The organism is Streptomyces sp. NPDC006365 (genome assembly GCF_042870755.1).
In the GTDB taxonomy this organism is placed as follows: domain Bacteria; phylum Actinomycetota; class Actinomycetes; order Streptomycetales; family Streptomycetaceae; genus Streptomyces; species Streptomyces xiangluensis.
In genome coordinates this window covers 94,410-119,284 of sequence record NZ_JBIAHS010000024.1, presented here as the reverse complement: position 1 = coordinate 119,284, position 24,875 = coordinate 94,410, and the positions used below count along the sequence as shown (strand labels likewise).

Annotated in this window: 20 protein-coding genes and 2 pseudogenes; 11 read left to right on the top strand and 11 right to left on the bottom strand. The window is 71.0% G+C overall.

Annotated elements, in window-relative coordinates; translation table 11 throughout:
- Window positions 1-122 precede the first annotated feature (122 nt).
- Window positions 123-995, top strand: coding sequence for a universal stress protein (locus ACFYO0_RS40920; RefSeq protein WP_388686560.1), 873 nt, complete (start codon window positions 123-125; stop codon window positions 993-995).
- 16 nt (window positions 996-1,011) lie between these two features.
- Window positions 1,012-1,407, top strand: a pseudogene (locus ACFYO0_RS40915) (STAS domain-containing protein); the annotation flags it as partial.
- Between the two features lie 144 nt (window positions 1,408-1,551).
- Here the strand turns inward: ACFYO0_RS40915 and cydD are convergent.
- From cydD to ACFYO0_RS40900, 3 genes are all read right to left on the bottom strand, one after another.
- The gene (gene cydD / locus ACFYO0_RS40910) at window positions 1,552-5,127 is read right to left on the bottom strand and encodes a thiol reductant ABC exporter subunit CydD (protein ID WP_388686559.1); all 3,576 of its coding nucleotides are present in this window, start codon (window positions 5,125-5,127) and stop codon (window positions 1,552-1,554) included.
- Window positions 5,128-5,190: 63 nt separating this feature from the next.
- Complete coding sequence (gene cydB, locus ACFYO0_RS40905; protein WP_388686557.1) at window positions 5,191-6,186, bottom strand: cytochrome d ubiquinol oxidase subunit II; 996 nt, start codon at window positions 6,184-6,186, stop codon at window positions 5,191-5,193.
- 30 nt (window positions 6,187-6,216) lie between these two features.
- Complete coding sequence (locus ACFYO0_RS40900; RefSeq protein WP_388686556.1) at window positions 6,217-7,758, bottom strand: cytochrome ubiquinol oxidase subunit I; 1,542 nt, start codon at window positions 7,756-7,758, stop codon at window positions 6,217-6,219.
- Between the two features lie 496 nt (window positions 7,759-8,254).
- Between ACFYO0_RS40900 and ACFYO0_RS40895 the strand changes: the two genes are divergently transcribed.
- On the top strand, window positions 8,255-8,686 hold the full coding sequence (locus tag ACFYO0_RS40895; RefSeq protein ID WP_388686554.1) for a CBS domain-containing protein: 432 nt from the start codon (window positions 8,255-8,257) through the stop codon (window positions 8,684-8,686).
- 211 nt (window positions 8,687-8,897) lie between these two features.
- Here ACFYO0_RS40895 and ACFYO0_RS40890 read toward each other — a convergent pair whose 3' ends face one another.
- The 3 genes from ACFYO0_RS40890 to ACFYO0_RS40880 form a co-directional block, all read right to left on the bottom strand.
- Window positions 8,898-9,767: a universal stress protein gene (locus tag ACFYO0_RS40890; RefSeq protein WP_388686552.1), complete on the bottom strand. Its 870-nt coding sequence runs from the start codon at window positions 9,765-9,767 to the stop codon at window positions 8,898-8,900.
- Between the two features lie 177 nt (window positions 9,768-9,944).
- Entirely contained in the window at window positions 9,945-10,853 is a 909-nt protein-coding gene (locus tag ACFYO0_RS40885) for a universal stress protein (RefSeq protein ID WP_388686550.1), read from the bottom strand.
- A gap of 438 nt (window positions 10,854-11,291) precedes the next feature.
- The gene (locus tag ACFYO0_RS40880; RefSeq protein WP_388686549.1) at window positions 11,292-11,510 is read right to left on the bottom strand and encodes a hypothetical protein; all 219 of its coding nucleotides are present in this window, start codon (window positions 11,508-11,510) and stop codon (window positions 11,292-11,294) included.
- A 210-nt stretch (window positions 11,511-11,720) separates the two neighbouring features.
- On the opposite strand from ACFYO0_RS40880, the gene ACFYO0_RS40875 reads away from it, so the two are divergent.
- The 5 genes from ACFYO0_RS40875 to ACFYO0_RS40855 all read left to right on the top strand — a co-directional run bounded on the left by ACFYO0_RS40875 (window position 11,721) and on the right by ACFYO0_RS40855 (window position 17,516).
- A complete protein-coding gene (locus ACFYO0_RS40875; RefSeq protein ID WP_388686547.1) occupies window positions 11,721-12,227 on the top strand; it encodes a hypothetical protein in 507 nt (168 codons plus the stop codon).
- A 489-nt stretch (window positions 12,228-12,716) separates the two neighbouring features.
- Window positions 12,717-13,442, top strand: coding sequence for a CBS domain-containing protein (locus tag ACFYO0_RS40870; protein ID WP_388686546.1), 726 nt, complete (start codon window positions 12,717-12,719; stop codon window positions 13,440-13,442).
- A 630-nt stretch (window positions 13,443-14,072) separates the two neighbouring features.
- Window positions 14,073-16,748, top strand: a complete 2,676-nt coding sequence (adhE, locus tag ACFYO0_RS40865; protein ID WP_388686545.1) for a bifunctional acetaldehyde-CoA/alcohol dehydrogenase — start codon at window positions 14,073-14,075, stop codon at window positions 16,746-16,748.
- A gap of 73 nt (window positions 16,749-16,821) precedes the next feature.
- A complete protein-coding gene (locus ACFYO0_RS40860; protein ID WP_388686543.1) occupies window positions 16,822-17,235 on the top strand; it encodes a hypothetical protein in 414 nt (137 codons plus the stop codon).
- Window positions 17,232-17,516 (top strand): hypothetical protein, encoded by a 285-nt coding sequence (locus tag ACFYO0_RS40855; protein WP_388686541.1) that lies wholly within the window; start codon window positions 17,232-17,234, stop codon window positions 17,514-17,516. The genes ACFYO0_RS40860 and ACFYO0_RS40855 overlap by 4 nt, the downstream gene beginning before the upstream one ends.
- Here the strand turns inward: ACFYO0_RS40855 and ACFYO0_RS40850 are convergent.
- The 5 genes and pseudogenes from ACFYO0_RS40850 to ACFYO0_RS40830 all read right to left on the bottom strand — a co-directional run bounded on the left by ACFYO0_RS40850 (window position 17,505) and on the right by ACFYO0_RS40830 (window position 22,866).
- Complete coding sequence (locus ACFYO0_RS40850) at window positions 17,505-17,903, bottom strand: hypothetical protein (RefSeq protein WP_388686539.1); 399 nt, start codon at window positions 17,901-17,903, stop codon at window positions 17,505-17,507. The two genes, ACFYO0_RS40855 and ACFYO0_RS40850, sit on opposite strands and share 12 nt — an antisense overlap.
- Before the next feature lie 61 nt (window positions 17,904-17,964).
- Window positions 17,965-18,870 carry a universal stress protein gene (locus ACFYO0_RS40845; protein ID WP_388686537.1) on the bottom strand — a complete coding sequence of 302 codons (906 nt, stop codon included), beginning with the start codon at window positions 18,868-18,870 and terminating at the stop codon, window positions 17,965-17,967.
- Between the two features lie 780 nt (window positions 18,871-19,650).
- Window positions 19,651-19,782: a hypothetical protein gene (locus tag ACFYO0_RS40840; protein ID WP_388686535.1), complete on the bottom strand. Its 132-nt coding sequence runs from the start codon at window positions 19,780-19,782 to the stop codon at window positions 19,651-19,653.
- 526 nt (window positions 19,783-20,308) lie between these two features.
- Complete coding sequence (locus tag ACFYO0_RS40835) at window positions 20,309-22,027, bottom strand: GAF domain-containing sensor histidine kinase (protein ID WP_388686533.1); 1,719 nt, start codon at window positions 22,025-22,027, stop codon at window positions 20,309-20,311.
- Window positions 22,028-22,202: 175 nt separating this feature from the next.
- Window positions 22,203-22,866: pseudogene (locus ACFYO0_RS40830) on the bottom strand (LuxR C-terminal-related transcriptional regulator).
- Between ACFYO0_RS40830 and ACFYO0_RS40825 the strand changes: the two are divergent.
- The 3 genes from ACFYO0_RS40825 (at window position 22,783) to ACFYO0_RS40815 (ending at window position 24,505) form a co-directional block, all read left to right on the top strand.
- Window positions 22,783-23,400 carry a universal stress protein gene (locus ACFYO0_RS40825; RefSeq protein WP_388686531.1) on the top strand — a complete coding sequence of 206 codons (618 nt, stop codon included), beginning with the start codon at window positions 22,783-22,785 and terminating at the stop codon, window positions 23,398-23,400. The pseudogene ACFYO0_RS40830 and the gene ACFYO0_RS40825 overlap by 84 nt on opposite strands.
- 65 nt (window positions 23,401-23,465) lie before the next feature.
- Window positions 23,466-24,128: a DUF4389 domain-containing protein gene (locus ACFYO0_RS40820; RefSeq protein ID WP_388686530.1), complete on the top strand. Its 663-nt coding sequence runs from the start codon at window positions 23,466-23,468 to the stop codon at window positions 24,126-24,128.
- Window positions 24,125-24,505: a hypothetical protein gene (locus tag ACFYO0_RS40815; RefSeq protein ID WP_388686528.1), complete on the top strand. Its 381-nt coding sequence runs from the start codon at window positions 24,125-24,127 to the stop codon at window positions 24,503-24,505. Before ACFYO0_RS40820 ends, ACFYO0_RS40815 begins: the two co-directional genes overlap by 4 nt.
- Window positions 24,506-24,875 lie beyond the last annotated feature (370 nt).

Sequence of the window (24,875 nt, the reverse complement as noted above, 5' to 3'; positions counted from 1 at the left end):
CCCTCAGGACCGAACCAGGGACCACCGGCCCATGGGCCTGCCGTCGTTCCTCCACCACGCTCGGAGCGAGGGCCAGGCGGAACGTCCGCGGCCCCGCCACACCGGACACGGAGGTAATTCTCATGCTTCGCACCATCGTTGTCGGTCTGGATGGTTCCCCCGAGAGCCTGGCGGCAGCGGACTGGGCCGCCCGGGAAGCACAGCGCCGCGGACTGCCGCTGCGCCTGGTCAACGCCTGGATCTGGCAGCCGCACGACGTACCTGTCACCGAGGACCTGGAGACCCAGAAGAGCTGGGCCCTGCGCACTCTGCGCGAGGCAAAGGAGGATCTGGCCGCCCGGTATCCGGACCTGCCGATCGACACCCGGCAGGTCTCCGACCTCGCTACGCCGGTCCTGTTGGACCAAGCCGAGGGCTCGGAGATGCTGGTGCTGGGCTCGCGCGGGCACGGCGCCATCGCCGGCTTCCTGCTCGGATCCGTCGGCCAGCATGTACTCGCCCGGTCCAAGAACCCGGTCGTGATGGTCCGGGCGAACGAACGGTCCGCCGCCGAGCCGGACGGTGCCGAAGTGGTCGTCGCGCTCCAGGACCTGAGTGAATTGGCCGAACCGCTGCTGGAGTTCGCGTTCGCCGCCGCGGCCGCGCGTGAAGCGACCTTGCGCACCGTGCACGCCTGGCAGCTGGCTCCCGTCTTCGGCTACAACCCGGCTGCACTGCACATCCGCGACGAGGACGGCGGCCAGAAGGCCCGAGCGGCCAGGGACCTGGACGAGCTGCTGAAGCCGTGGCGGGAGAAGTACCCGCAGGTGCCGGTGGTCCAGACGCTCGATCTCGCGTCCGCTTCCGGAGTCGTGCTGCAGGCCGCCGTCGACGCCGGGCTGGTGGTCGTCGGCCGCAAGGTGCACCGACCCGCTCTCGGCATGCGCATCGGCCCGGTCACGCACGCCGTGCTGCACCACGCCGCCGCCCCGGTGGCGGTCGTCCCGCACGACTGAGGGACCGAACGGTGGGGCAAGGCCGCAACCGAGGCCGGTAGGCCCCGTCCCGGGGAGCTGCGCCTCCTGCCCGCCGCGCGCTGGGCGTCAGAGAGCACGCTACGACTCGCCCCTGTTCTTCGCCAACGCCGAGGACTTCCGGCGCCGGGCCCTGGCCGCCGTCGACGAACAGGACAGCCCGGTGCGCTGGTTCGTCCTCAACGCCGAGGCCGACGTGGAGGTCGACATCACCGCCCTCGACGCCGTCGACGCCCTGCGCCGCGAACTGGCCCGGCGCGGCGTCGTGTTCGCGCTCGCCCGCGTCAAGCAGGACCTGCCGGACGATCTGGACGCCTACGGACTGACCGGGTCCGTAGGCGCCGACCGGATCTTCCCCACCCTGCCCACGGCGGTCGCCGCCTACCGGGAGCGGCGCCGCACCAGCGGGAATGAACCAGCTCAGCAGGCCGTCGCACGTATGGGCTCGGAACTCCTCATGCACCCGGGCCCACCGGCGCCGGATCCGGCAGAGCGTGTCGCTCAGGGGGTGTGTGCGCGGAAACGGATGCCGGTGCCGTCATGCGGCGGCCAACAGCGCTTCGACCTCATGCTCCGCCTCCCACCGGCGCCGCAACGGGCCGTCGAGAGCGACCAGTTCGTCCCACGTTCCGTGCTGGACCACGCGGCCCTGGTCGAGGACCACGATCTCGTCGACGTCCTCGAGCCCGGTCAGCCGATGGGTGATCAGCACGGTCGCGCGCCCCTGTGTGGCAGCGAGGAGGTCGGCCGTCAGTGCGTCGGCGGTGGGCAGGTCGAGGTGTTCGGCGGGCTCGTCGAGTACGAGGACCGGGAAGTCCGCCAGCAACGCGCGGGCCAGGGCGAGCCGTTGGCGCTGTCCGCCGGAGAGGCGGGCGCCGTGTTCGCCGACCGGCGTGTCCAGGCCGGCGGGCAGTGAGCGCACCCAGGTGTCGAGGCGGGCGGCGGCCAGTGCCGCCCAGAGATCGCGGTCGGCGCAGTCGGGGCGGGCCAGACGGAGGTTCTCGCGGAGGGAGCTGTCGAAGACATGGGCGTCCTGGGCGCAGAGGCCCACGATGCGTCGTACGTCGTCTCCGGCCAGGTGGGTCGCGTCGGTCCCGGCGAGGGTGTAGCTGCCCGCCGCCGGGTCGAGGAAGCGGAGCAGGACCTGGGCGAGGGTGGTCTTGCCCGAACCACTCGGTCCGACGACCGCGATCCGTCGTCCCGGGGTGAGGTCCAGGTCGACGCCGTCGAGCGCCGGCTCGTCGCGGCCGGGCCACACCGCGGTTAGACCGCGCAGCCGGATCGGCAGGGCGGGCCGGGGCGTGGTTGCCGGGGGATCGGGTTCGCGGACCGGTTCGGGGCTGTCGATGACATCGAGGACCCGTTCCGCGGCGCGCCGGCTGCGTTGCCGTATCTGGGCCGCAGCCGGCAGTCCGGCGACTGTTTCGAACGCGGCGAGCGGTGTGAGGACGAGCACGGCGAGCTGGACGCCGTCCAGTTGTCCGGCGGCCACGGCCGCCACGCCCACGGCCGCGCAGCCGGTGGTCGTGAGTCCGGCCAGCAGCGTGACCAGGCCGGAGCCGAGCCCGGCGGTGGTGGCGGATCGGGCGGCGAGCTGGGTGAGCAGCCGGTCCGCTGCCCGTACGGCGGCCAGTCGGCGGGGCAGGGCGCCGGTGACGGTGAGTTCGGCGGTTCCGGTGAGGGTCTCGACGACGGTGGCGGCCAGCGCGCCCCGGGCCGGCGCCTGCCGCTGTTCGGTGCGGCGTGAGACGGCCGCGGTCAGGAGGGGGACGGCCACCCCGGCGAGCAGGAGTCCGGTGCCGAGGATGGCTCCGGCGGCGGGCAGCAGCGTGGCGACGACGGCCGTGGCCGCCGTGCCCACCAGTGCCGCTGCGACAGCCGGCAGGCGGAACCGGAGCAGATGGTCCTGTACGGAGTCCACGTCGGTGACGAAGCGGGAGAGCAGGTCGCCCTTGCGGTAGAGGCCGAGACCGCCGGGCGCCAGCCGCTCCAGCCGCTGGTAGACCGCGGTGCGCAGGGTGCCGAGTCCGCGCAGTACGGCGTCGTGTGCGACCAGCCGCTCGGCGTAGCGCAGGACGCTGCGGCCGACGCCGAAGGCGCGTACGCAGGTGACCGCGACCATCAGATACAGCACCGGAGGCTGCTGGGAGGCCCGGGAGATCAGCCACCCCGAGGTACCCATCAACGCGACGGCACAGCCGAGGGCTCCGGCGCCGAGGAGTACGGCGAGGGCGAGTCGGCCGCGGATGCCGGCGCCCGAGGTCGCCATCCGGGTCACCCGGCGCAGTGCGGAAGTTGCGGCGACGGTGACGTCTGTCCGTCCATGGTCGTCGGCTTGCGGGCCCGGGACGACGGGCTTCGGCCCGGGTGCAGCGGCGGCGAAGGGACGGGCCGGAGCCTCGGCCTCCTCGTCCGCCGGGGAAGGGCCATCCGGAGCAGATCCGCGCAGGACCGGAGGCTGCGTGTCGTCCAGCGGAGGAGCGGCGAGTGCCACACGCCGGTCGGCGAGGGCCAGCAAGGCGGGCCGGTGCGCGGTCAGCAGCATGGTGCGGCCAACGGCCAGGCGCCGTACGGCCTCGACGACCGCGGCCTCGCACTCGCCGTCGAGGTTCGCGGTGGGCTCGTCCAGGAGCACCAGCGGACGGTCTGCGAGGAAGGCGCGGGCCAGCGCGATCCGCTGCCGCTGGCCTGCGGACAGTCCGCTGCCGCCCTCCCCGAGCGGTGTCCGCTCGGCGTCCGGCAGCGAATCGGTGAAGTCCAGGGCGCCGGCCTCGCGCAGGGCCTCGCGGACTTCGGCGTCGGTGGCGTCTGGACGGGCGAGACGGACGTTGTCGGCGATGGTCCCGGCGACGAGGTGGTGCCGCTGTGGGACCCAGGCGATGCCGAGGTGCCACTCGGCCGGGTCGATGTCGACCAGGTCGCGGTCGCCGATCCGTACGGTCCCGGTCTCGGGTGTGGTGAAGCCGAGGAGGACGGAGAGCACGGTGCTCTTGCCCGCCCCCGAGGGTCCGGTGAGCGCGACCGTCTCGCCGGGCTCGAGCCGTAGGGACAGGTTCTCGACGGCGGGGACCGGCCGCCCGGGGTAAACGACCGTCAGACCGCTGACCGACAGAGCGGACGAGGACATCGCGGGGACGTCCTGGTCGCCTCGTCGGGGCAGCGGGGTCTCCAGCACTTCGAAGATCTTCGCGGCGGCCGTGAGTCCCTCGACGCTCGCGTGGTAGTGGACTCCGACGGCACGGATCGGGGCGTACGCCTCCGGTGCGAGCACGAGCACCAGCAACCCGGTGTAAAGGTCGAGGTCTCCTCCGACCAGTCGCAGGCCGATGCTCACCGCGACCAGGGCCACGGAAAGGGTGGAGAGCAGTTCCAGGGCGAAGGAGGAGACGAAGGCGATTCGCAGCGTGCGCAGAGTGGTCCGCCGGTACTCGTCGGTGATCAGCCGGATCGCCGACGCCTGGGCCTTGGCCCGGCCGAAGACCTTCAAGGTGGGGAGGCCGGACACCACGTCCAGGAAGTGGTGCGAGAGGCGGGCCAGGGTGCGCCACTGCCGGTCCATGTGGCGCTGGGTGGCGAGGCCGATCAGCACCATGAAGACCGGGATCAGGGGGAGGGTGACCGTGATGATGGCTGCCGAGAGCCAGTCGGCGGTCATGATCCGCGCGAGGACCGCGACGGGGACCACGACGGACAGCGCCAGTTGGGGCAGATAGCGGCCGAAGTAGTCGTCGAGTGCGTCCACGCCGCGGGTGACCAGTGCGGTCAGTTCGCCGCTGCGCCGGCCCGCGAGGTAGTGCGGTCCGAGCGCGGTGGCGTGTTCCAGGAGCCGTTCGCGCAGCTGCGACTTCACGGCGGCCGAGGCGCGGTGGGCCGCGGTCTCGGTGAGCCAGGCGACCGCGGCCCGACCGAGCGAGGCTCCGGCCAGCAGGAGCGCCGCGCCCTGGAGGGAGTCCAGGTCCCGGCCGTCCTGGAAGGCACCAACCACCACTTCGGCGATGGCGGTGGCCTGGACAATGAGCAGCGCGGCGCCGATCGTACCCAGTGCGACCGACGCGGCCAGGAACAGCCGCGTCGCCCGCGCGTACCGCACCAGTCTCGGATCGACAGGCTTCATCTCAGAACCTTTCAGGGCCGCTCGGGCGGCGATGTGCTCAGCTCAGGACGGGATGTATTCGCCTCAGGCCGGGATGTGTTGGACACCGATGCGTTTGCGGAACACCCAGTACGTCCAGCTCTGGTAGAGCAGGACGACGGGCGTCATGATCGCGGCGACCCAGGTCATGACCTTCAGTGTGTACGCCGACGAGGAGGCATTGGCGACGGTCAGGCTCCACGCCGAGTCCAGGCTGGACGGCATCACGTCCGGGTACAGCGCGAGGAAGAGCATCGCGACGGCCCCGGCAACGGTGATCCCGGACAGACCGAACGCCCAGCCCTCACGCGCCCGTTGGTTCGCGGCGAGCGCGCCGAGCAGGGCGAGGACCGCCACGACCAGCGCGACCAGGCTGCGAACGTTGCCTCCGTCGGCCTGGGTCCACAGGAGGAAGACCAGCGCGAGGCCGGCGGTGGCCAGGCCCGCCCAACGGGCCAGCGCCCGCGCCCGGTCCCTGACGTCTCCCCTGGTCTTCAGCGCGACGAACAGCGCCCCGTGGAAGGTGAACAGGGCGAGGGTGACAAGGCCGCCGAGGAGCGCGTACGGGTTCAGCAGGTCCAGAACCGTACCGGCGTACTCACCCTCGGCGTCGATCTTCACGCCGTGGACGATGTTCGCGAAGGCCACGCCCCACAGGAAGGCGGGCAGCAGCGAAGTCCAGAACAGCGCGTGTTCCCAGTTGCGCTTCCATCGGGCGTCGTCGCGTTTGCCCCGGTACTCGAAGGAGACGACGCGCACGATCAGGCAGACCAGGATGGCGAGCAGCGGCAGGTAGAAACCGGAGAACAAGGTGGCGTACCAGGCCGGGAAGGCCGCGAAGGTGGCGCCGCCCGCGGTGAGCAGCCACACCTCGTTGCCGTCCCAGACCGGTCCGACGGTGTTGATCAGCACCCGGCGCTCGGCCTCGTCGCGGGCGAGCAGCTTGGTGAGGATGCCGACCCCGAAGTCGAAGCCTTCGAGGAAGAAGTAGCCGATCCACAGGACGGCGATCAGTGCGAACCAGACGTCGTGAAGCTCCATTGCCGTGTCTCTCCGAAGGTCTCGGTGCGCTCAGTAGGCGAAGGTCATCGGGCGGTCGGTGTCCTCGTCGGCAGCGGGGCCGCGCAGCGAGGGGACCTCGGGCGGCGGCTGTTCGTCGACGGGGCCCGCCTTGGCGTACTTGACCAGCAGCTTCACTTCGACGACAGCCAGCGCTGCGTACAGGGCGGTGAAGACGCCGAGCGAGGTGAACTGCTCGGCGACGGAGACGCCGGGCGAGACCGCGTCTGCGGTGGTCATCAGGCCGTACACGGCCCAGGGCTGGCGGCCCATCTCGGTGAAGATCCAACCGAAGGAGTTGGCGATGAGCGGGAAGCCCATGGTGAGGATGGCCAGCCGCCAGGCCCAGATGTTCAGGGCCGGGCCCAACTCGCGGTTCGCGGTGACCATCAGCAGCGGGACCTCGTCGTCGCCGCGCCGCTTGCCGTCGGCCAGCCACCGCTTCTTGCGGGTCAGCCACAGTCCCACGAGGCCGACCGCGAAGGAGGCCATGCCGAAGCCGATCATCCAGCGGAACGACCAGTAGGTGGTGGGGATGCTGGGCTTGTAGTCGTCGGCCAGGTCGCCGTACCGGGCCCTCTCCAGCGCCTCGACGGAGCTGATGCCGGGCACCGCGGTGCTGAAGTCACCCTTGGCGAGATAGGACAGCAGCCCGGGGATCTCGACCTCGACGCTGTTGCGGCCCTCGGCCACGTCGCCGTACGCGAACAGGGAGAACGGCGCCGACTCCTCGGTCTCCCAGAGCGCTTCGGCGGCTGCCATCTTCATCGGCTGCTGCTCGTACATCACCTTGCCGAGGGCGTCGCCGCTGACCGCGGTGCCGAGGCCGGCGATGACGACCGTGACCAGGCCGAGGCGCAGGGATGTGCGCATGGCGGCGATACGGCCCGGGGTGTCCGACTCCGTTGCCCTCGAAGCGCGGCGCAGCTGGTACGCGGCGATGCCGATGATGAAGGCGCCGCCGGTGAGGAAGGCCGCGGTGAGGGTGTGGAAGACGACGACCAGGGTGGTCTTCTGGAAGAGAACCGCGGCGATGTCGTTGAGTTCGGCGCGGCCGGTGGCCTCGTTGATCTCGTACCCGACCGGGTGCTGCATCCAGGAGTTGGCGGCGAGGATGAAGTACGCCGACAGGAACGTGCCGATCGCCACCAGCCAGATACAGGCCAGGTGGATCTTCCTGGGCAGCTTGTCCCAGCCGAAGATCCACAGGCCGATGAAGGTGGACTCGAAGAAGAAGGCGAGCAGCGCCTCCATGGCCAGCGGGGCGCCGAAGACGTCACCGACGAAGCGTGAGTAGTCCGACCAGTTCATGCCGAACTGGAACTCCTGCACGATGCCGGTGGCCACGCCCATCGCGATGTTGATCAGGAAGAGCTTGCCCCAGAACCTGGTGGCCTTGAAGTACTTGTCCTTGCCCGTGCGTACCCAGGCGGTCTGCAGCCCGGCGATCAGGAAGGCCAGGCTGATGGTCAGCGGGACGAACAGGAAGTGGTAGACGGTCGTGATGCCGAACTGCCATCGGGCCACGGTCTCCTGAGCCAGCGCCAGCTCCACGGCGGGCCTCCTCGTGTACGGGGTCGCACGCACCCCGGTCGGGGGTCGGCAGGCGGAATGGACGGGCCGACTACGGAAGCCCGAGCCCGTGGAGACACCCTCGTGGGTGAGCGCACCACCAGGACAGCGCCGACCGGGCCGACTTCTGGGGCCGAACGGCCCCATACATGGCCCCACGTTGGGCTCAACGGCACTGCGGCCCTGCGCGCCCTGCTGCTGCGGTCCCCGCCAACGTCCGACCGGGGCCGACCGGCCCGGACGCCGGTGACCAAGGGCCCACTGACGTCGGCCACAACCACGGGGAACCGTGGGTGCGGTGATGCCCGGCCGACGGGCGAGTCCAGAGGCTGAGGGCACTTGCCTCACCGTCGGCCCATGAGGTCCGTCCCGGAGACGACCTGGATGCGGCGCAGCTGGACCCGGCCGGTCTGCTGCCGGCGCTGCACCCGCGGCTCCCGACCGGACAAAGGCCGAGGCGACAACTGCCGAAGGGCTGATGAGCAGCCCCGCTGTCACCGCACGGCCGCAGTGGACGGTGGTCGAGGCCGCCCGGGTGATGGAACAGAGCCGGGTCAAGCGGCTGCCGGTGGTGGATGAGGCAGACCGACTGATCGGTGTCATCAGCCGCGCCGATCTGCCTCGGGTGTTCCTGCGCGGGGACCGGACCGTCCGCGAGGAGATCGAACGCGAGGTGCTCGTACGCACGCTGGGCATCGCGCCCGGCGCGGTGACCGTCCATGTCGTCGACGGCCGCGTCTCACTGAGCGGCACAGTCGAGCGAAAGAGTCTCATCGCGGTCGCTGTACGGCTGTGCAGCGGTGTGGACGGGGTGGTCGACGTCTCCAACGACCTGGGCTACCGGGTCGACGACACCAGCGGTCCAACCGCGGACACCGTCTCCCGGCGCCGCTCCCAGCTGTCGCCTTGAACGGACAGGCAGGCGCGGCACCCGGTCACGGGCGCGAGCACAGTGTTCCGCAGCGCCTGCGCCGCCTGGCCACCGTGCCCGACAGGCGCTGGACTGAACGTGTGCGGCGACCAGCGCGCGCTTGCCGATCCACGGTTGCAGACCGCGGAGCCCGTCAACGGACGGGCTCCGGAGCACCTCTTGGAGCTGAACGGGCCGACGTCGTCCTGTCTCAGGTGTGGCGTCCCTCGTGCCGTCCGTCGGGGACGAGGAGGACAGGGCAGTGGGCGCGGTGCAGCAGGGTGTGCGGGACGGGGCCCAGGCGCAGGCCGAGCCTTTCGGGCCGGCGGTGGGCTGCGATCACCACGACGTCGGCCGCGTGGGTCGCCTCCAGGAGGGCGTGCGCCGGGCCGGATCCGACTGCGTGCGTGTCGACTCCGACCTGCGGGTACTTCTCCTGGAGCGCCGCCACGGCACGACCGGCAACTGCCTCCTCGGCAGCGGCGCGTCGGCCGATGCCGTCCTGCAACTGCCGCATCCGGCCCGCGGGCACCGGGGCCGGCGCTTCTGGTGCCGCCTGCCGGTGGGTTCGCGTGTGCAGGATCTGCAACCGGGCGTCACGGCGTTCCGCCTCCGCGAAGGCGTACACCGCCGCGTCGGCGTCGGCGTCGCCCTCGATGGCGAGCAGCACCGTGCCGTGTGCGGTGGGCCCGTGGCCGGGCCGGTGTTCCCCTCGTACGACGAGCAGCGGGCCGTCCGTGTGCGCGGCCAGACGCATGCTGACCGAGCCGAACAACAACCCCGTGACCCCGCCGAAACCGCGGGTGCCGACCACGGTCAGCGCGGCGCTCCGGCCTGAGGTCGCCAGCACCTGCGCGGGGTGACCCACGACGGGCTCGACCGTGACCGAGAGGCCGGGGTGACGTTTACGCACTCTCGATGCGGCGGAGGCCAGCACCGGTCCGGCTTCGTCGAGGTCGGGCACGGCGTACACGATCTCCAGAGTCGTGTTGCGCAGTGCCGCTTCGTCAGCGGCCCGGTCCAGCGCTCGTACGGCGATGAGCGAGCCGTCGACACCGACTGTCACATGACGGGTGGTCATGTCCGTTCCTCCCTTTGGTTGGTGGTGTCCAGACGGCGGCCGCTGCACCATCCGTCCTGTTCGCGCGGACGTTTCGGCCGCTTCGAGGCGGCGGCCGAAACGCGGAGCGGTGAGCAGGAGGCGTGGCCAGGGCCGGTGTCCTGGACGCGTGGATGGCGTCCGGGTGCGGGCGCCGGCTCAGGGGTGCGGGACGACGGCGACGGGGCATCCGGCATGGTGCAGCACGGCGTGGGTGACCGGACCGGTGTGGACGCCGAAGCGGCCGTCCCGTGTCCTGCGGCCCACGACGACGAGGGCCGCGCCGGAGGCGGCGCGGGTCAGTTCGGTGGCCGCCCGGCCTTCGACGACGGTCTCGGTGACGGTGACCTCGGGGAACTTCCCGCACCACGGACGCAGCGTCGCGACCACGGCGTGTTCGTGCTCCGCGAGCAGCCCGGGGCCGGGCGGCGAGACGACCCGGTCGGCGGTGGCGTATCCCGGCGGTGCGCTGAAGGTGTGGATCACGCGCAGTGCGGCGCCACAGCGCCGGGCGGTCTCGAAGGCGAACTCGATGAGTTCGTCGCAGGGTTGGCCGGTGTCGAGGCCGAGGACGACATCCCGGTACGGGATCTCGGGAATCTCGTCCGGAGAGACACCGTCGGGGGCCGGGAGGTGTTCGTCGGCGGCGCTCTCGCCCTCGCGTACCAGCACCACGGGGCGCGGCGACCTGGCGACGACCCGTTGGGACACCGAGCCGAGCAGGAAGCCCGTGACACCGCTGAGTCCGCGGGATCCGAGCACCAGCAGCTCGGCGCGCTCGGCTGCCTCCAGCAGCGTGTGGACCGGTGAGTCCTTCACCTGCTGGTCGGTGATGTCCAGCCCGGGGTGCGCGGCGCGGACGCTGTCCGCCGCCTCTGCCAGGATGTGCTTGGCCCAGCTCCGCTCGGTCATATCGACGGGCACGTAGGCGGCGGGGCGCGGGTGCAACTGCCAGGCGTGCACCACCTGCAGTGCGGTACCACGGCGCAGGGCCTCTCGGGCCGCCCAGTGCGCGGCGGCGAGACTCTCGGAAGAACCGTCGATCCCCACAGCTACGTGTCGGTCCATGACCTGTGCCTCCTCAGTGTCCGTGTGTCCAGTGCCGAGCCTGGTACCCCTGCCGGGTGGCAACCAGGGGCCGAGTAGGCCCTTTCCTCGGGGCCTCATGGCCCCACGGCCGCACTCCCCCCTGCCGGGCCGTCGCGCCGGACATCACCGAACCCGACGGCGGCGCCGCCCGATTGGTGGTCTGGAAACTCGGGGCGCCTGTGTGCGCGAAGTCTTCGCTCGATCACGGGAGCAGTTGCGCATCGCGAACTCCCAGGGCAGCGGCAGCCGACGTGTCGCGCACTGCGCCCTGGTGCGGCGCCGGGCTGCCCGTGTCGCGGTCACGCACGACAGCTCTTCTCCCGGCCCGCCCGCCGACTGACCGACGGGGTCCGTGTCTCCGCACTCGCCAACCGGCCGTACGCCCCCACACCGGCCCGATGCGATCCCACCCATTCCTCACCCCAGCGCTCGGAAGCGACCATGGAGGCCGACCGCCGCCTGGTCCAGGGCGTACGCGGCGCCACATCCGGCGACGGCTCCGCCGGCAACAGCCAGCATCCACGCCGCCAGGACGATCCCCGCCTCCATCACATCGCTGCGCCGGCGCAGCGGGTTGCTCCGCGACAGTCGGCCCGATTTGCCGGCCCCAGCCTCCGCGCGCCTGAACTTCCGCACCGGCCACTCCCCTTCAGGGGAACTGCTGCGGCGACCTGTCAGGACCGTGACACCCGACGCCCGGTAACTGCGGGGGCCGCCGCTCGGTGCCGGGCGGGACCATCGGTGCCTCGTACGAGCTCGATCAGGGCCGGTCGGCCCTGGAGCGCGGCTCACGGTGACAGAAAGGCTGGAGCCGGTCCGAAGCAGGAACAAGAAGGAGTGGTCCATATGACTGCCAGGCACACCGGCGCCCGCGAAGCCACTGCCGTGCTGGTACGAGGCGAAGGCGAGGTCAGTGACGAGGTCCTCGCGTACGTCCGGGCAAAGGTCGACGCGGTCGTGAGCAGGGCCGGGTTGCCGGCGATCACCGGTGAGGTGAGGGTTGCCAAGGCAGCGGCCCATCATGCCGAGCACCCGTGGTCGGCTGTGGCCGACGTCCGGGTCGGCAGCGCCGTTGTGGTCGTTCAGGCGCGGGAAGCCACCGGCCAGGAAGTGGCCGACCGGCTGCAGGACGGCTGCGCCGGAAGGTGGATCACGTGGCCCACGGGGGAAGCGTCGACCACAGGCCGGTCACCCCGCCGTGGCGCGGCGGCCAGTCGGCTGGCAGCTTCGTCGGGGACGACGCCGGGCAGCCCGGCGCGCGCTCGGCGTGACCCGACCGGGACAAAGGCCGCTGCGCGGCGGAGCACGCCACCTGCTGGGGGGCCGGACGCCCTCCGAACCGCGCTGTGTTGAACGAGGGCGCCATGAGCGGGCCATGATCGAGCGCCCCTCACCGGTGCCCTCCGTCCGAGCCGCGCCGTCGGCGGACGCAATCGCCATGGCAGCCGTGAGCGGCGGATGTCCTGCGCCGACCCGCGGTTGCGCCTGCCGCGGCCGACTCCCCGCACGGTGAGCGGCCCGCGTCCCTGGGGCTTCGGCCCGGCGGACCCGAGGGTCCTACCAGGGCCGCCGATGAGAGGACGGTTCGGCCCGGGGTCACGGGACGACCGGCCCCTGCCCCCTCACTCCGTTGCACGGGAGGCTGAGGTGGCATCGAGGGGCCGGTTACCCCGGGACAGTCCGAAGGGACAGCAACGGCCGTACCGGCCGCACGGACCCGCGAGTTCCGCCCCCGATGCGCACCGCCCGGTCAGGACACCCGGCGGGACGGAGAGCTCGCAGGGGGCCGTACGCAAGGCGCACCGGTCGTGCTCCGATCGAGCCGCTGAGGAGGGAATTGCCGTGAAGGCCTGCACCATCGGCGAGGTGATGACCCGCGAGGTCGTCGACGCACGCCGCGAGACGCCGTTCAAAGATGTGGCACAGCTGTTGGCCCGGCACCGGATCAGCGGCCTGCCGGTGCTGGACGCCGACGACAAGGTCGTGGGCGTGATCTCCGAGACCGACCTGATACATCGACAGGCGGCCCAGGCCGAGCGGAACCAGGGACGGCGCTTCCGACTCCCGGCGTTGCGCCGCACGGCGCGGCGCGTGACGGCAAAGGCCCGCGCCACGACCGCAGAACAGCTGATGTCGACACCCGCGATCACCGTGCACCCGGAGCAACGCGTCGCGGACGCGGCGCGGGTGATGGAGCGTCACCACATCGAACGGCTGCCTGTGGTCGACGAGGAGGACCGTCTCATAGGGATCGCCACCCGCCGCGACCTGCTGCGGGTTTTCCTGCGCGCGGACGACGAGATCCGCCAGGAGATCATCGACGAGGTCCTGACCCGCGCCATGTGCCTACCGCCCCACACCGTCATCGTCTCCGTCCACGACGGCGTCGCCACGCTCGAGGGACGCGTGGAACAGCGCAGCGACATCCCGCTGGTGGTCCATCTCACCTGGAAGGTGGACGGCGTCGTGGGCGTGATGAGCAGCCTCACCTTCCGAATCGACGACACCCACCCGTCCGAGAAGCACCCCTCGCCCCGGGTTGCCCACTACTGGCTCCCGGAACGGTGACCCCCACGCCGCTTCGGCGGCGCTTCGCCGGGACGGCCACGGCCGTCCCGGCCCCTGTGCCCGGCGATGCCCGCACCACCGCCGCCTCCCCGATCCGCGCCGGCAGCAGCCTGACCCATGTCGAGTGGGGCCACCCCGGGGCAGGAGCACCCCCGCTTGCCGCCGCGCCTGCCCCTGTCGGCAGCCGGGGGCGGGCAGTGCGAGCAGCGGGACGCATGACGAACCCTCCACCCGGGCAGAGGCCGGGGCCACGTCGCTTCATGGTCCCGCAGTCCCCCATAAAGGCGCCCGGACCGGCTGGCATCGACACGGACCTGCCCGGCGCTCGGGCCGACGACGCCGGTGCGGCGATGTCCCGGCGTACGTGCACAAGAGCACAAAGCGGCGCCGCGCCGTCAACAGTGCCCAGGGGAGAGGCCGGACGCCCGTCCTGGGCGCACGATGCCGCGCACCTCGACATCGAGGGCTGGCCGGTCCCGGCGCGTTGGGCCGGTCGGGCCCCAGCGGGGACCTTCGGCGCCTGAGGGCAGGGCCCGCCACCAATGACAGTGGTTATGGAAGCGGCACCGATCCCCACGGCGCCGCTCCCCCACCCATGCTGTGGAACTCGACGACGGAGGCACACTCACCATGACCGGACAGGACGACCGAAACCGGACCGCCGTCCCGCAGGAGCCCCCTGGCGGGCCCTCCGAGACCGCGATCGCCGTGGACCGGCTGGTCACCAACGGTCTCAAGGCGCTGTCCGACTACGAGTCGCTGGACCAGGAGCAGGTCGACCACATCGTCAAGAAGGCCTCGGTCGCCGCCCTGGACCAGCACACCGAACTCGCCCTGCTCGCGGTGGAGGAAACGGGCCGGGGTGTCTTCGAGGACAAGGCCGCGAAGAACATGTTCGCCTGCGAGCACGTCACCCACAGCATGGCCAGGATGAAGACCGTCGGCGTCGTCGCCCGCGACGACATCGAGGACATGGTCGAGATCGCCGAGCCCGTCGGCGTGCTGTGCGCGGTCACCCCGGTCACCAACCCGACCTCCACCACGATCTTCAAGGCGCTCATGGCGCTGAAGACCCGCAACCCGATCGTCTTCGCCTTCCACCCCTCCGCGCAACGCTGCAGCGCCGAGGCCGCCCGCATCGTGCGGGACGCCGCGATCGCCGCGGGCGCGCCGGAGCACTGCATCCAGTGGATCGAGACCCCGTCCATCGAGGCGACCGGCACGCTGATGCACCACCCGGGGGTCTCGCTGATCCTGGCGACCGGCGGCAACGCCATGGTCAAGGCCGCCTACTCGGCCGGAAAGCCTGCGCTCGGCGTCGGTGCCGGCAATGTCCCGGCGTATGTGCACAAGAGCGCGAAGCTGCGCCGGGCCGTCAACGACCTCGTCCTGTCAAAGTCGTTCGACAACGGCATGATCTGCGCCTCCGAGCAGGCGGTCATCCTGGACGACGATATCTACGACGCAGCGCTCGCCGAGTTCCGCACGCTCCACGCCCACCTCGCCACCGCCGAGGAGAAGGCGAAGCTGGAGGCGTATCTGTTCCCCGTCAACGCGTCGAACAAAGGCTGCGAGCCGAAGGTCAACGCGGCAGCCGTCGGCCAGAGCCCGGCATGGATCGCCGAGCAGGCCGGCTTCAGCGTGCCCGAAGGCACTTCGCTGATCCTCGCCGAGGCCGAACGAGTCGGCCCGGACGAGCCGCTGACCCGCGAGAAGCTCTGCCCCGTGTTGACCGTGCTGCGCGCCACCTCGCAGCGCCAGGGCTTCGATCTGGCCGCCGACATGGTCGCCTTCCACGGGCAGGGCCACAGCGCCGTCATCCACACCGGCGACCCGGCGCTCGCCGAGGCGTACGGCGCGCGCATGAAGACGGTCCGGGTCATCGTCAACTCGCCCTCCTCGCAGGGCGCGATAGGCGGCGTCTACAACAGCCTGCTGCCCTCGCTCACGCTGGGCTGCGGTTCGTGGGGCAGCACCTCGGTGTCCAACAACGTGTCCGCCGCGCAACTGCTCAACATCAAGCGGGTCAGCACCCGCCACAACAACCTGCAGTGGTTCAAGGTCCCGCCGAAGATCTACTTCGAGCCGCAGGCCATCCGCTACCTCGCCTCCATGCCGGACGTGCACCGCGTCACCATCGTCACCGACGCGACCATGACCCGCCTAGGCTTCGTCGACCGCGTCGGCCGCGTCCTGCAGCGCCGCCCAGAACCGGTGACGCTGCAGATCATCGACAACGTCCAGCCCGAGCCGAGCATCCACTCCGTCCAGCGCGGCGCCCGCCTGATGCGGGAGTTCCGCCCGGACACGATCATCGCGCTGGGCGGCGGTTCACCGATGGACGCGGCGAAGGTGATGTGGCTGCTGTACGAGCAGCCCGACATCGACTTCGCCGACATGCGCCAGAAGTTCTCCGACATCCGCAAGCGCGCCTTCCGCTTCCCCGTCCTCGGCGAACGCGCCCGCCTGGTGTGCATCCCCACCACCTCCGGCACCGGCGCCGAGGTCACCCCGTTCGCCGTCATCTCCGACCCCGCCACCGGCAAGAAGTACCCCCTCGCGGATTACGCGCTCACTCCCAGCGTGGCCATCGTCGACCCGCTGCTCACCGCCGACCTGCCCCCGGCCCTGGCCGCCGACAGCGGCTTCGACGCCCTCACCCACGCCATCGAGGCGTACGTGTCCGTCTACGCCAACGACTTCACCGACGGCCCCGCCCTGCACGCCATCCGGCTCATCTTCGACCACCTCGAAGCGGCCGTGAACAACCGCGCGGACAGCCCCGAGGCACGCGAGAAGATGCACAACGCCGGCACCATCGCCGGCATGGCCTTCGGCAACGCCTTCCTCGGCATCGTCCACGCCATGTCCCACACCCTCGGCGCCACCTTCCGCATCGCCCACGGCCGCACAAACGCCGTCCTGCTCCCCCACGTCATCCGCTACAACGGCACCGTGCCGGCCAAGCTCACCGGCTGGCCCAAGTACGAGCACTACCGCGCCCCCGAACGATTCCAGGACATCGCCCGCACCCTCGGCCTGCCCGCCACCACCCCGCATCAGGGCGTGGAGTCACTGGCCGCGGCCGTGGAGCGGCTGCGCGACACCGTCGGCATCGAGCCGTCCTTCCACGCCTTGGGCGTGGACGAGCGGGCCTTCCTCGATGCCCTGCCCCGGCAAGCACTGAACGCCTACGAGGACCAGTGCGCGCCGGCCAATCCGCGCATGCCGATGCTCGACGACATGCAGGAGCTGATGCACACCGCCTACTACGGGAAGACACAGCGCTCGGAGCCGACCGGATAGGCGCCCCGTCTCACCAGCGAACCGGCCGGAGGCTCTCGCTCCCCGGCCGGCTCGTCATGCGCGGTGGCCGTGCGTGCTCGGCTTCGGCCTGGTCCTCGGAAGCATCAGCGACCGGATCACCGACCTGCGGGGTTCCGCTCTCGACTGGTACCGGCAGCTGGGCGGCACGGACCAGATCGTCGACGCCTACCGCACCTCGATGATCGAGATGGCCGGTGTGGCCGTCGCGATCTACAGCGTTCAGATACTGCTGCGCATGCGCGCCGAAGAAGCCGACGGCACACTCGAACCCGTCCTGACGGCGGCGGTGAGCAGACAACGCTGGGCGATGAGCCACCTCCTGAATGCCGGAATCGGCGCGGTCGCGCTTCTCCTGATCTTCGCGGCGGGCCTGGGATTGACGGTCGGACAGGCCCTCGGCGACACCCCGGCCCAGCTGCGCGAACTGACCGGAGCGGCCCTGGCCCAGCTACCGGGATCCTGGTGATCGGTGGCGCCGCGATCGCGGCGGTCGGCCTGCTGCCGCGCTGGGCAGACCCGGTCTCCTGGGCCGTGCTCCTGGCGTCGATCCTGCTGGGCCCGCTGTTCGGCCCAGATCTGGGATTGCTCCGATGGGTGCTGGATCTCTCCCCGTTCACCCACACACCCAAGGCGCCCGCAGCCGAGATCACCGCCGCACCCGTCGCCGCCCTGATCGCCGCATTCATCACCCTCGCCGTGGCAGGGCTGGCGACGGCCCACCGCCGCGGTCTCGTCCTACCCGCCTGACGGCGCCCCGGCCCAGGAGCTGCTGTGGCTCCGGCAGGACGAAGCGCGCCGCTCGTCCTGGCCCGTCGGCCGCTCGCACAGGCCTCCGTCTGGTCCGAGCCCGCCACGCGCACTCGGCCCCGGACACTTCAGTGGTGCGACGGGGCACTTGACCGGCAGGTCGGCCACGTTGATCACCAATCGGCCACCGTCGAAGCGCTCCAGCACCTGATGCAGAGCGGTCGCACCGGGCAGGTCGTGGAAGGTGAAGACCTTCTCGCCCCAGCCGGGACCGGTCAGTCCATCGGTCTTATCGGGCAGCAGCGTGGCTCCCGTGGCCACCACCAGGACGTCGTAGCCCAGCGAACCGCCGTCCGCGAGGTGCGTCTTCTCCGCGTCCAGGTCCACCCGGTCGACCTCTGCCTGCCGTCCTCATCTCCCGTGTCATTCCTTGTTCCTGACGGGCCGATCAGTCGTGCGGGACGACGGCGACGGGGACGGCGGCGTGGTGCAGTACGGCGTGAGTGACGGGCCCGATGTGGGCGCCGATCGGGGAGCGGCGGATGCGGCGGCCGACGACGACCAGCGAAGCGTCGCGGGAGGCGGCCACCAGTTGGTCGGCGGCCTTGCCGACCAGCGAATGCTCGACGATTTCGAGGGACGGGAACTTCTGTCGCCAGGGGCGCAGGACCTCGGTCAGGGCGGACGCCCACTCGGCAGCCACGTGGGAGTTGAACTCAGGGTCGTCGGGCAGCCCGTACGCGAAATAGGGCGGCAGGCTGAAGCCGTGGACGACCTGCAGGGAGGTGGCGCGGCGCGTGGCCGCGTCGATCGCGAACTCGATCAGCGCGTCGTGGGGATACTGGGTGTCGATCCCGAGGACGACCCGCCGGTAGGGGGTCGCGGCGGACGGAACCCCTGCCGGATCCATTACGTGCTCGTCGGCGGCCGCCTCCCCGGACCGTACGAGAACCACAGGCCGCTCGGTGTGCGCGACGACAGCCTGGCCGACGGAGCCGACCAGGAACCCGCCGACACTGCTCAGCCCCCGGGACCCCAGGACCATCAGCTCGGCCTCCTTGGCCACGCCGGACAGCATCTCGCTGGGCCGCCCCGTGAGCTGCTCCACGATGACTTCTACGCCGGAGTGGCGTAGCCGCAACCCGTCGGCCGCCTCACGCGGGATCCACTCCGACCAGTGCTGCTGCGTCTCAGCACCCAACAGTGGGGCCTGTGCCATCGGCTCCGGTACCGGCTCCCAGACATTGACCAGCCTGAGCGGCAGCCCGCGCAGCTTCGCCTCACGAGCTGCCCATTCGGCGGCGGCCCGGCTCTCGGACGAGCCGTCGAGCCCAACAGTGACGGTGCGGGACATGTCTGGACCTCCTTGGGGCGGATCGGATGCAACAGGCTGTCCAATTCCAGCTTCGTGGCCGGGATGGGCATGTTGTAGAGGCCGCAGGTTCCCCGACTAGGGCCGACTGGCCCTATGCGCGAACAGCCTGCCGGGGGCGCGAAACAGCACAGGGACCGCCGGACCAAAGCCAACGAGTGCAGGCCGAGGCCGGGGTGGTACCCGCCTGCCTGACGACAACCCGCACGCACGAGCATCGCCTTCCCCCTGCCCTTCCACCTGGTCCGCTCACAGTCGGGGGCCCGTACGACCCTGCCTCGGGGACATCCGGCCCTGCGCACGCCAGGGGCCCAACAGCGACGCTGGGTGCAAGAGCAGGTCAACGGGTACGACGAACGGCGACCCGCCATGTACGTGACGCGACCACGAACCGATCACGCGACCAGCCACCTGGTCTGCGCGGCCATCACCGCACCTTCGCTGCACAACAGTCGGCCTTGGCTGTTCACCGGCCGGGATGGCGGGCTCGATGTGTACGCGGATCTCACGCGCCGCCTTCCGCTCACCGACCCGGTCGGCCGGGAGATGGTCATCAGCTGTGGTGCTGCGCTGTTCAATGTGCGCCTCTCCATGCTGCACCTTGGCTTCGGGCCCGTCGTACACCCCTTCCCCGACCCATGGATGCCCGCCTTCGTTGCCCGCGTCGTCTGGGGACCGTATGACAGACCGGGCGACGGCGAGGAGTTGATGCACCACGCGATGAAGCAGCGCCACACCTGGCACGGACGGTTCCGCGCGGCCTCACTGCCCCAGCCGCTGGTCGACGGACTTCGCGAACACGCCAGGGCCGAGGCGCCGGAGCTGTACGCCCTGGGGCTGTACGGCGAGGAGCGTCGGCTGGCTGACCTGGTCCGGGAGGCCGAGCGGGCCCACCGAGCCGACCAGCTATTTGTCGCCCGTCGAATCTGTCGTACCGCCCGCTTGAGCGAGAGCTGTCCGTCCCTGGGCCACGTGCCGAACCGCCCTACGGCCAGCGGTGTCCCGTCAGCGCGATGGCAGTCGGGCCGCCCGATACGGAGGCTTCAGGAAGGCACCACCGCCACAGGGCACCGGGCAGGCCGCACCACGGCCAGCCCGGCGGGGCCGAGCGCTGCCGTGCCATGGGGAGGACAGCGCCCCGGCATGGATCGCGTGCAGAGGGGCATTCCGTTGCTACGCCGCTTCGAAGGCGAAGTCGATCGCCCTGTCCGCCGGTGCATGGGCGTTGATCCCCAGAGTTATCCTGTCCGGTCGGCGGCCGCGCTCGGGACCGTCACAGGGGGCCCACCGGGGACCAGGACGACGGGGTGGGGGGAGCTCCCGACCATGCCGCGCGCCACCGAGCCGAGGATCTGCCCCGCGCAACCGCCGGGACCACGCGCTCCCGGACGATGTCGTTGACCCTGCAACGACCGCTGCTCTACGCCTCCCCCGTCGGCACCCGCCAGACCAGCGTGGTCCCCCCGCCCTCCGGGCACGTCAACTCCATGTCGCCGCCAAGCTGTTGAGCCCGCTCGGCCATGTTGCGCAGCCCGCTGCGGCGTCCTTCGGGCGGTACGCCCACCCCGTTGTCGGAGACGGTCAGCCGCACCTCCCGCCCGTCGGTCTCCAGCGCCACCTCCGCCTTTGCGGCGTTTGCGTGCCGGGCGACGTTGGTCAGGGCTTCGGAGAGCACAGCCGTCACCTGGTCGGCGGTCTCCCTTGGCACCTGGGTGTCCAGCAGGCCCTCCATCCGCAGGCTGGGCGCGAAACCCAGCACGGGCGCCGCCTCTCCCACCGCACGCACCACCCGCGCGCGCAGGCTCTGTCCCGCGGCATCCTCACGCGACCGGAGCCCGAAGATCGTCGATCGGATGATCTTGATGGTTTCGTCCAGGTCCTCGACCGCGCGCAGCACTCGCTCCGACGCCTGAGGATGCTCGATGAAGCGTCCCGCGCTCTGCAGCGTCATGCCCGTGGCGAAGAGCCGCTGTATCGCCAGGTCGTGCAGGTCCCGGGCGATTCGATCGCGGTCTTCCAGCAGCGTCATCTGCTCGGCGTCGCTGCGTCGTTCGGCCAGCTCCATCGCCACCGCCGCCTGGCCCGCGAAGCCCAGCAGCGGCTCGGTCTCCTGCTCCGTGAACTCCGCGCGGCCCGCCTCGCGGACCAGCAGCACCACGCCCCGCACCGAGTCACCGGTGCCGATGGGTACCGCCACCGCCGGGCCCAGGCCGGCGTAGCTCTGCGGGCCGACCGAGACGCGCTCGTCCCTGGACACGTCCGGGCTGGTCACTGGGGAGGCGGCAGAAAACGCCGCGCCGACCAGGCTGCCCTCCACCGGCAGCACCAGGCCCCGATGTGTCTCGGCCTCCTGCCCGACGGCCGACTCCACCGTGAGCGTGCCGGTGTCCGCCATCGGCACCGCGACCACGGCGAGCGCCGCGCCGGCGATCTCCCTGGCCCGCTCCGCGATCAAACTGAGCACCACGCCGCGCGGGCTGCCGGACATCAGGCTGTGGGTGATCTCCCCGCTGGCCCGCATCCAGCGCTCGCGCGCCTGGGATTCCTCGTACAGGCGGGCGTTGTCGATGGCCACGCCGGCGGCGACGGCCAGGGTCGACAGCACGGACTCGTCCTCGTCGTCGAACTGGGCCCCGCCCCGCTTCTCGGTCAGATAGAGGTTGCCGAAGACCTGCTCCCGCACCCGGATGGGTACGCCGAGAAACGTGTTCATTGGCGGATGGTGCTCGGGAAAGCCGTACGACGAGGGGTGCTCAGAAATCCTGGACAGCCTCAGCGGCTCCGGGTGGCTGATCAGCTCGCCCAGGATGCCGTGTCCATCCGGATACGGTCCGATCGCCGCGATCTGCTCGTCACTCACGCCGACCGTCAGGAACTCCGAGAGCCGCTTCCCGTCCGGCCCGATCACGCCCAGGGCGGCGTACTCGGCCTCGACCAGCACCGCCGCCGCCTCCGCGATGCTCCGTAGCACCTGCTTCAGGTCCAGTTCGCGCCCGACCGACAGCACAGCCTCCAGGAGACTGTGGACCCGGTTCTGGGTGCCGCGCGCCGCGTCCAGGCGAGCCTGGAGTTCCTCCAGCAGCTCATCCAGTTTCAGCTGCGGCAGTCGTACACGGCCGCCGCCCTCGGAGCTTCCCACCGGTGATTCCTCCAGGTGCGCCTCAACGAGCCAACGGCCGATCGTTCCAGTTCCCCGCCACCGTACCGGTGGGGGGTTACGGGGCGGAACGAGATCGGCTTCATAGGTCTCACCGCGAGAAAACTCGTAGGTTCCAGCCGTGCGGGGCGGAGGGTAGGGACGATCGCCCCGGTGGTCAGGCGTTCTTGCCTCCGTGTTCCGGCGCGGAGTCGCGATGTCCGTCCCGCTCCAGGCGCTCCTGCACCTGGGTGGCGATGACGGCGGCCTGGACGCGCCGTTCCACGCCGAGTTTGGCCAGCAGGCGGGAGATGTGGTTCTTGACCGTCTTCTCAGCGAGGTAGAGCCGCTGGCCGATCTGCCGGTTCGTCAGCCCCTCGCCGACCAGCGCCAGGATCTCCCGCTCCCGATCGGTCAGGCCCGGCAGGGCATCCGGCTGAGGTTCCGGCGCCTCTCCCTGGCGCAGCCGGGCCGTCAACTTGGTGGTGGCGCTGGGGTTGAGCAGAGACTGGCCGACAGCCACGGTACGCACGGCCGCCACGAGGTCCGAGCCTGGACCTGTTTCAGTACGCAGCCGGATGCGCCCGCCATGATCGAGTCGAGCAGCGCCTCCTCGTCGTCGAACGAGGTCGGCATCAGGCAGGCGAGCTCAGGCATCTGCGAGCGCGTTCCCGGCAGACGCTCACGCCGTCGCCGTCGGGCAGGCGGACGTCGAGCACCGCGACCTACGGGCGCAGCGCGGGGACGCGCACCACTGCTTGCGCGGCGGTTGCCGCCTCGCAGACCACGGTGATGTCCGCCTCGTCGTCGAGAAGGCCCGCGAGCGTGCCCCGGGGCTGGATGTGGTGACCTCGGTCGTCGCGGAAGACGCGGCGTCCGCACTGGTGCGGCACGGCCGCGATGCGGCCCTTACCGTCGTCGGTACGCGCGGACACGGCGGCTTCACGGGAATGCCGCTCGGTTCGGTCAGCCTGCAGGTCGCCGCCCACACCGCGAGCCCGCTGCTCGTGGTCCGGGACGACCGGGAGGTCGCGCGCACGGACTTCGGGTACGACCGGGTGCTGCTCGGCCTCGAGAGTGACGCCGACGCGCCGGCGTCCGCGTACGCCTTCGAGGAGGCCGCGCGGCGCAAAGCACGGCTGCGGGTGCTGCATGCCTGGGCCTACCGGCAGTTGACGCCCGCGGGACTGGCGACCACGCCCGACGAATGGACGCAGGACGACCTCGGGAACCGTACGAGGGCCGCGGGGGCGGTGCCCGCCCACTCGGTGGCCCGGTCCTCGTGCCGGTCGCCGCCCCAGAGGAACCGGGGCACTGCGGCCGATGATCGCATGGGGCCGACGGGCCTGCCGAACGGACCCATACGGCCCTCGTGACGGCCTTCGCCGCAGACCACACTGGCTGTGAAGACGGCTCGGCAGGCCACAGGAGCTGATCGCCCATGGCAACGCTGGTGGAATTCCCCAACCGCACAGTCCGGGTGAACGCGGTGCTCGACGCACCGCTGTCGCGTTGGCTGTGGCTGGTGAAGTGGATCCTGGTGATCCCGCACCTCGTGGTGCTGGCCTTCCTCTGGATCGCCTTCGCCGTGGTGAGCGTGATCGCGTTCTTCGCCATCCTGTTCACCGAGCGCTATCCGCGACCGCTGTTCGACTTCAACCTGGGTGTGCTGCGCTGGAGTTGGCGGGTCGCGTACTACTCGTACAGCGCCCTGGGCACGGACCGGTACCCGCCGTTCAGTCTGGGCGAGGAACCGGAGTACCCGACACGGCTGGACATCACTTACCCGCAGCGCCTCTCCCGCGGCCTGGTGCTGGTCAAGTGGTGGCTCCTGGCCATCCCGCACTACGTCGTCCTCGGCTTTTTCCTCGGCGGCGTTCGCCTCGGCTGGTGGTCCGGCGGACTCGTCGGCGTTCTGACAGTGATCGCCGCGGTGATCATGGCCATCACCGAGAAGTACCCGAAGGACCTGTTCGACCTGGTCATCGGTCTCAACCGCTGGTGCCTGCGGGTCACCGCGTACGCCGCCCTGATGACCGACGAGTACCCGCCGTTCCGCCTGGACATGGGCGGCGCGGAACCCGCCGAGCCGGAGGAGCCATGATCACCGCCCTGGTGGCCGCGTTTCTGATCGTGCACGGGCTGCTGCATCCCGGCGTCTGGACGGCTCCTGTGCAGCCTGATCAGCCGCCTCGCTTCGACCCCGGGCACTCGTGGGCGCTGACCGCTGCCCATGTCCCGGCCACACCGACACGGGCTGCGGCGCTCGCGCTCGCCTGGTACACCGCCCTCGTGTACGTCGTCGCCGGTGCCGGGGCATCTGCGGGCGCCGGCTGGTGGCCGACGGCGGCGCTCGTGGCAGCCGCGAGCGGACTCGCCCTCAAGGCGATTTGGTTCGACCCGTGGCTGACCGTCGGGGTTCTGCTCGACGTGGGCGTCATCGTCGCCGTGGCCGACTCGTGGCCTGCGTCCGTCTACTGAAAGCCGTCACGGCCCGCGACGAGTCGGTGGGTTGCGGGCGGCTCCTTGTCCACAACACCGTCGGCCCTTCGTGAAGCGGGCCGATCGACCAGCCCCAGCCCTCGGACCCGCAAAGACAACCGAACTGTCGCGAACCACCAGGATGCCGGGGTCCGCACCCCGCAGCTCTCCGTCAGGGACCACGGTCACGTCCTCCCGGCACGTTCGAGTTGGGGCGACTCCCGCACGCCCCAGGTGCCGGAAGGACACACCGCGCGAGGACCTCGATGCAGGGGAGACACGAGGTCCGCGCGCAGGCGGCCGCCGCCATCGCCGACACAAGGCGGCGGCCGCCACTCCCAACCCTCCCAGGTCCCCTTGGCCTCACCCA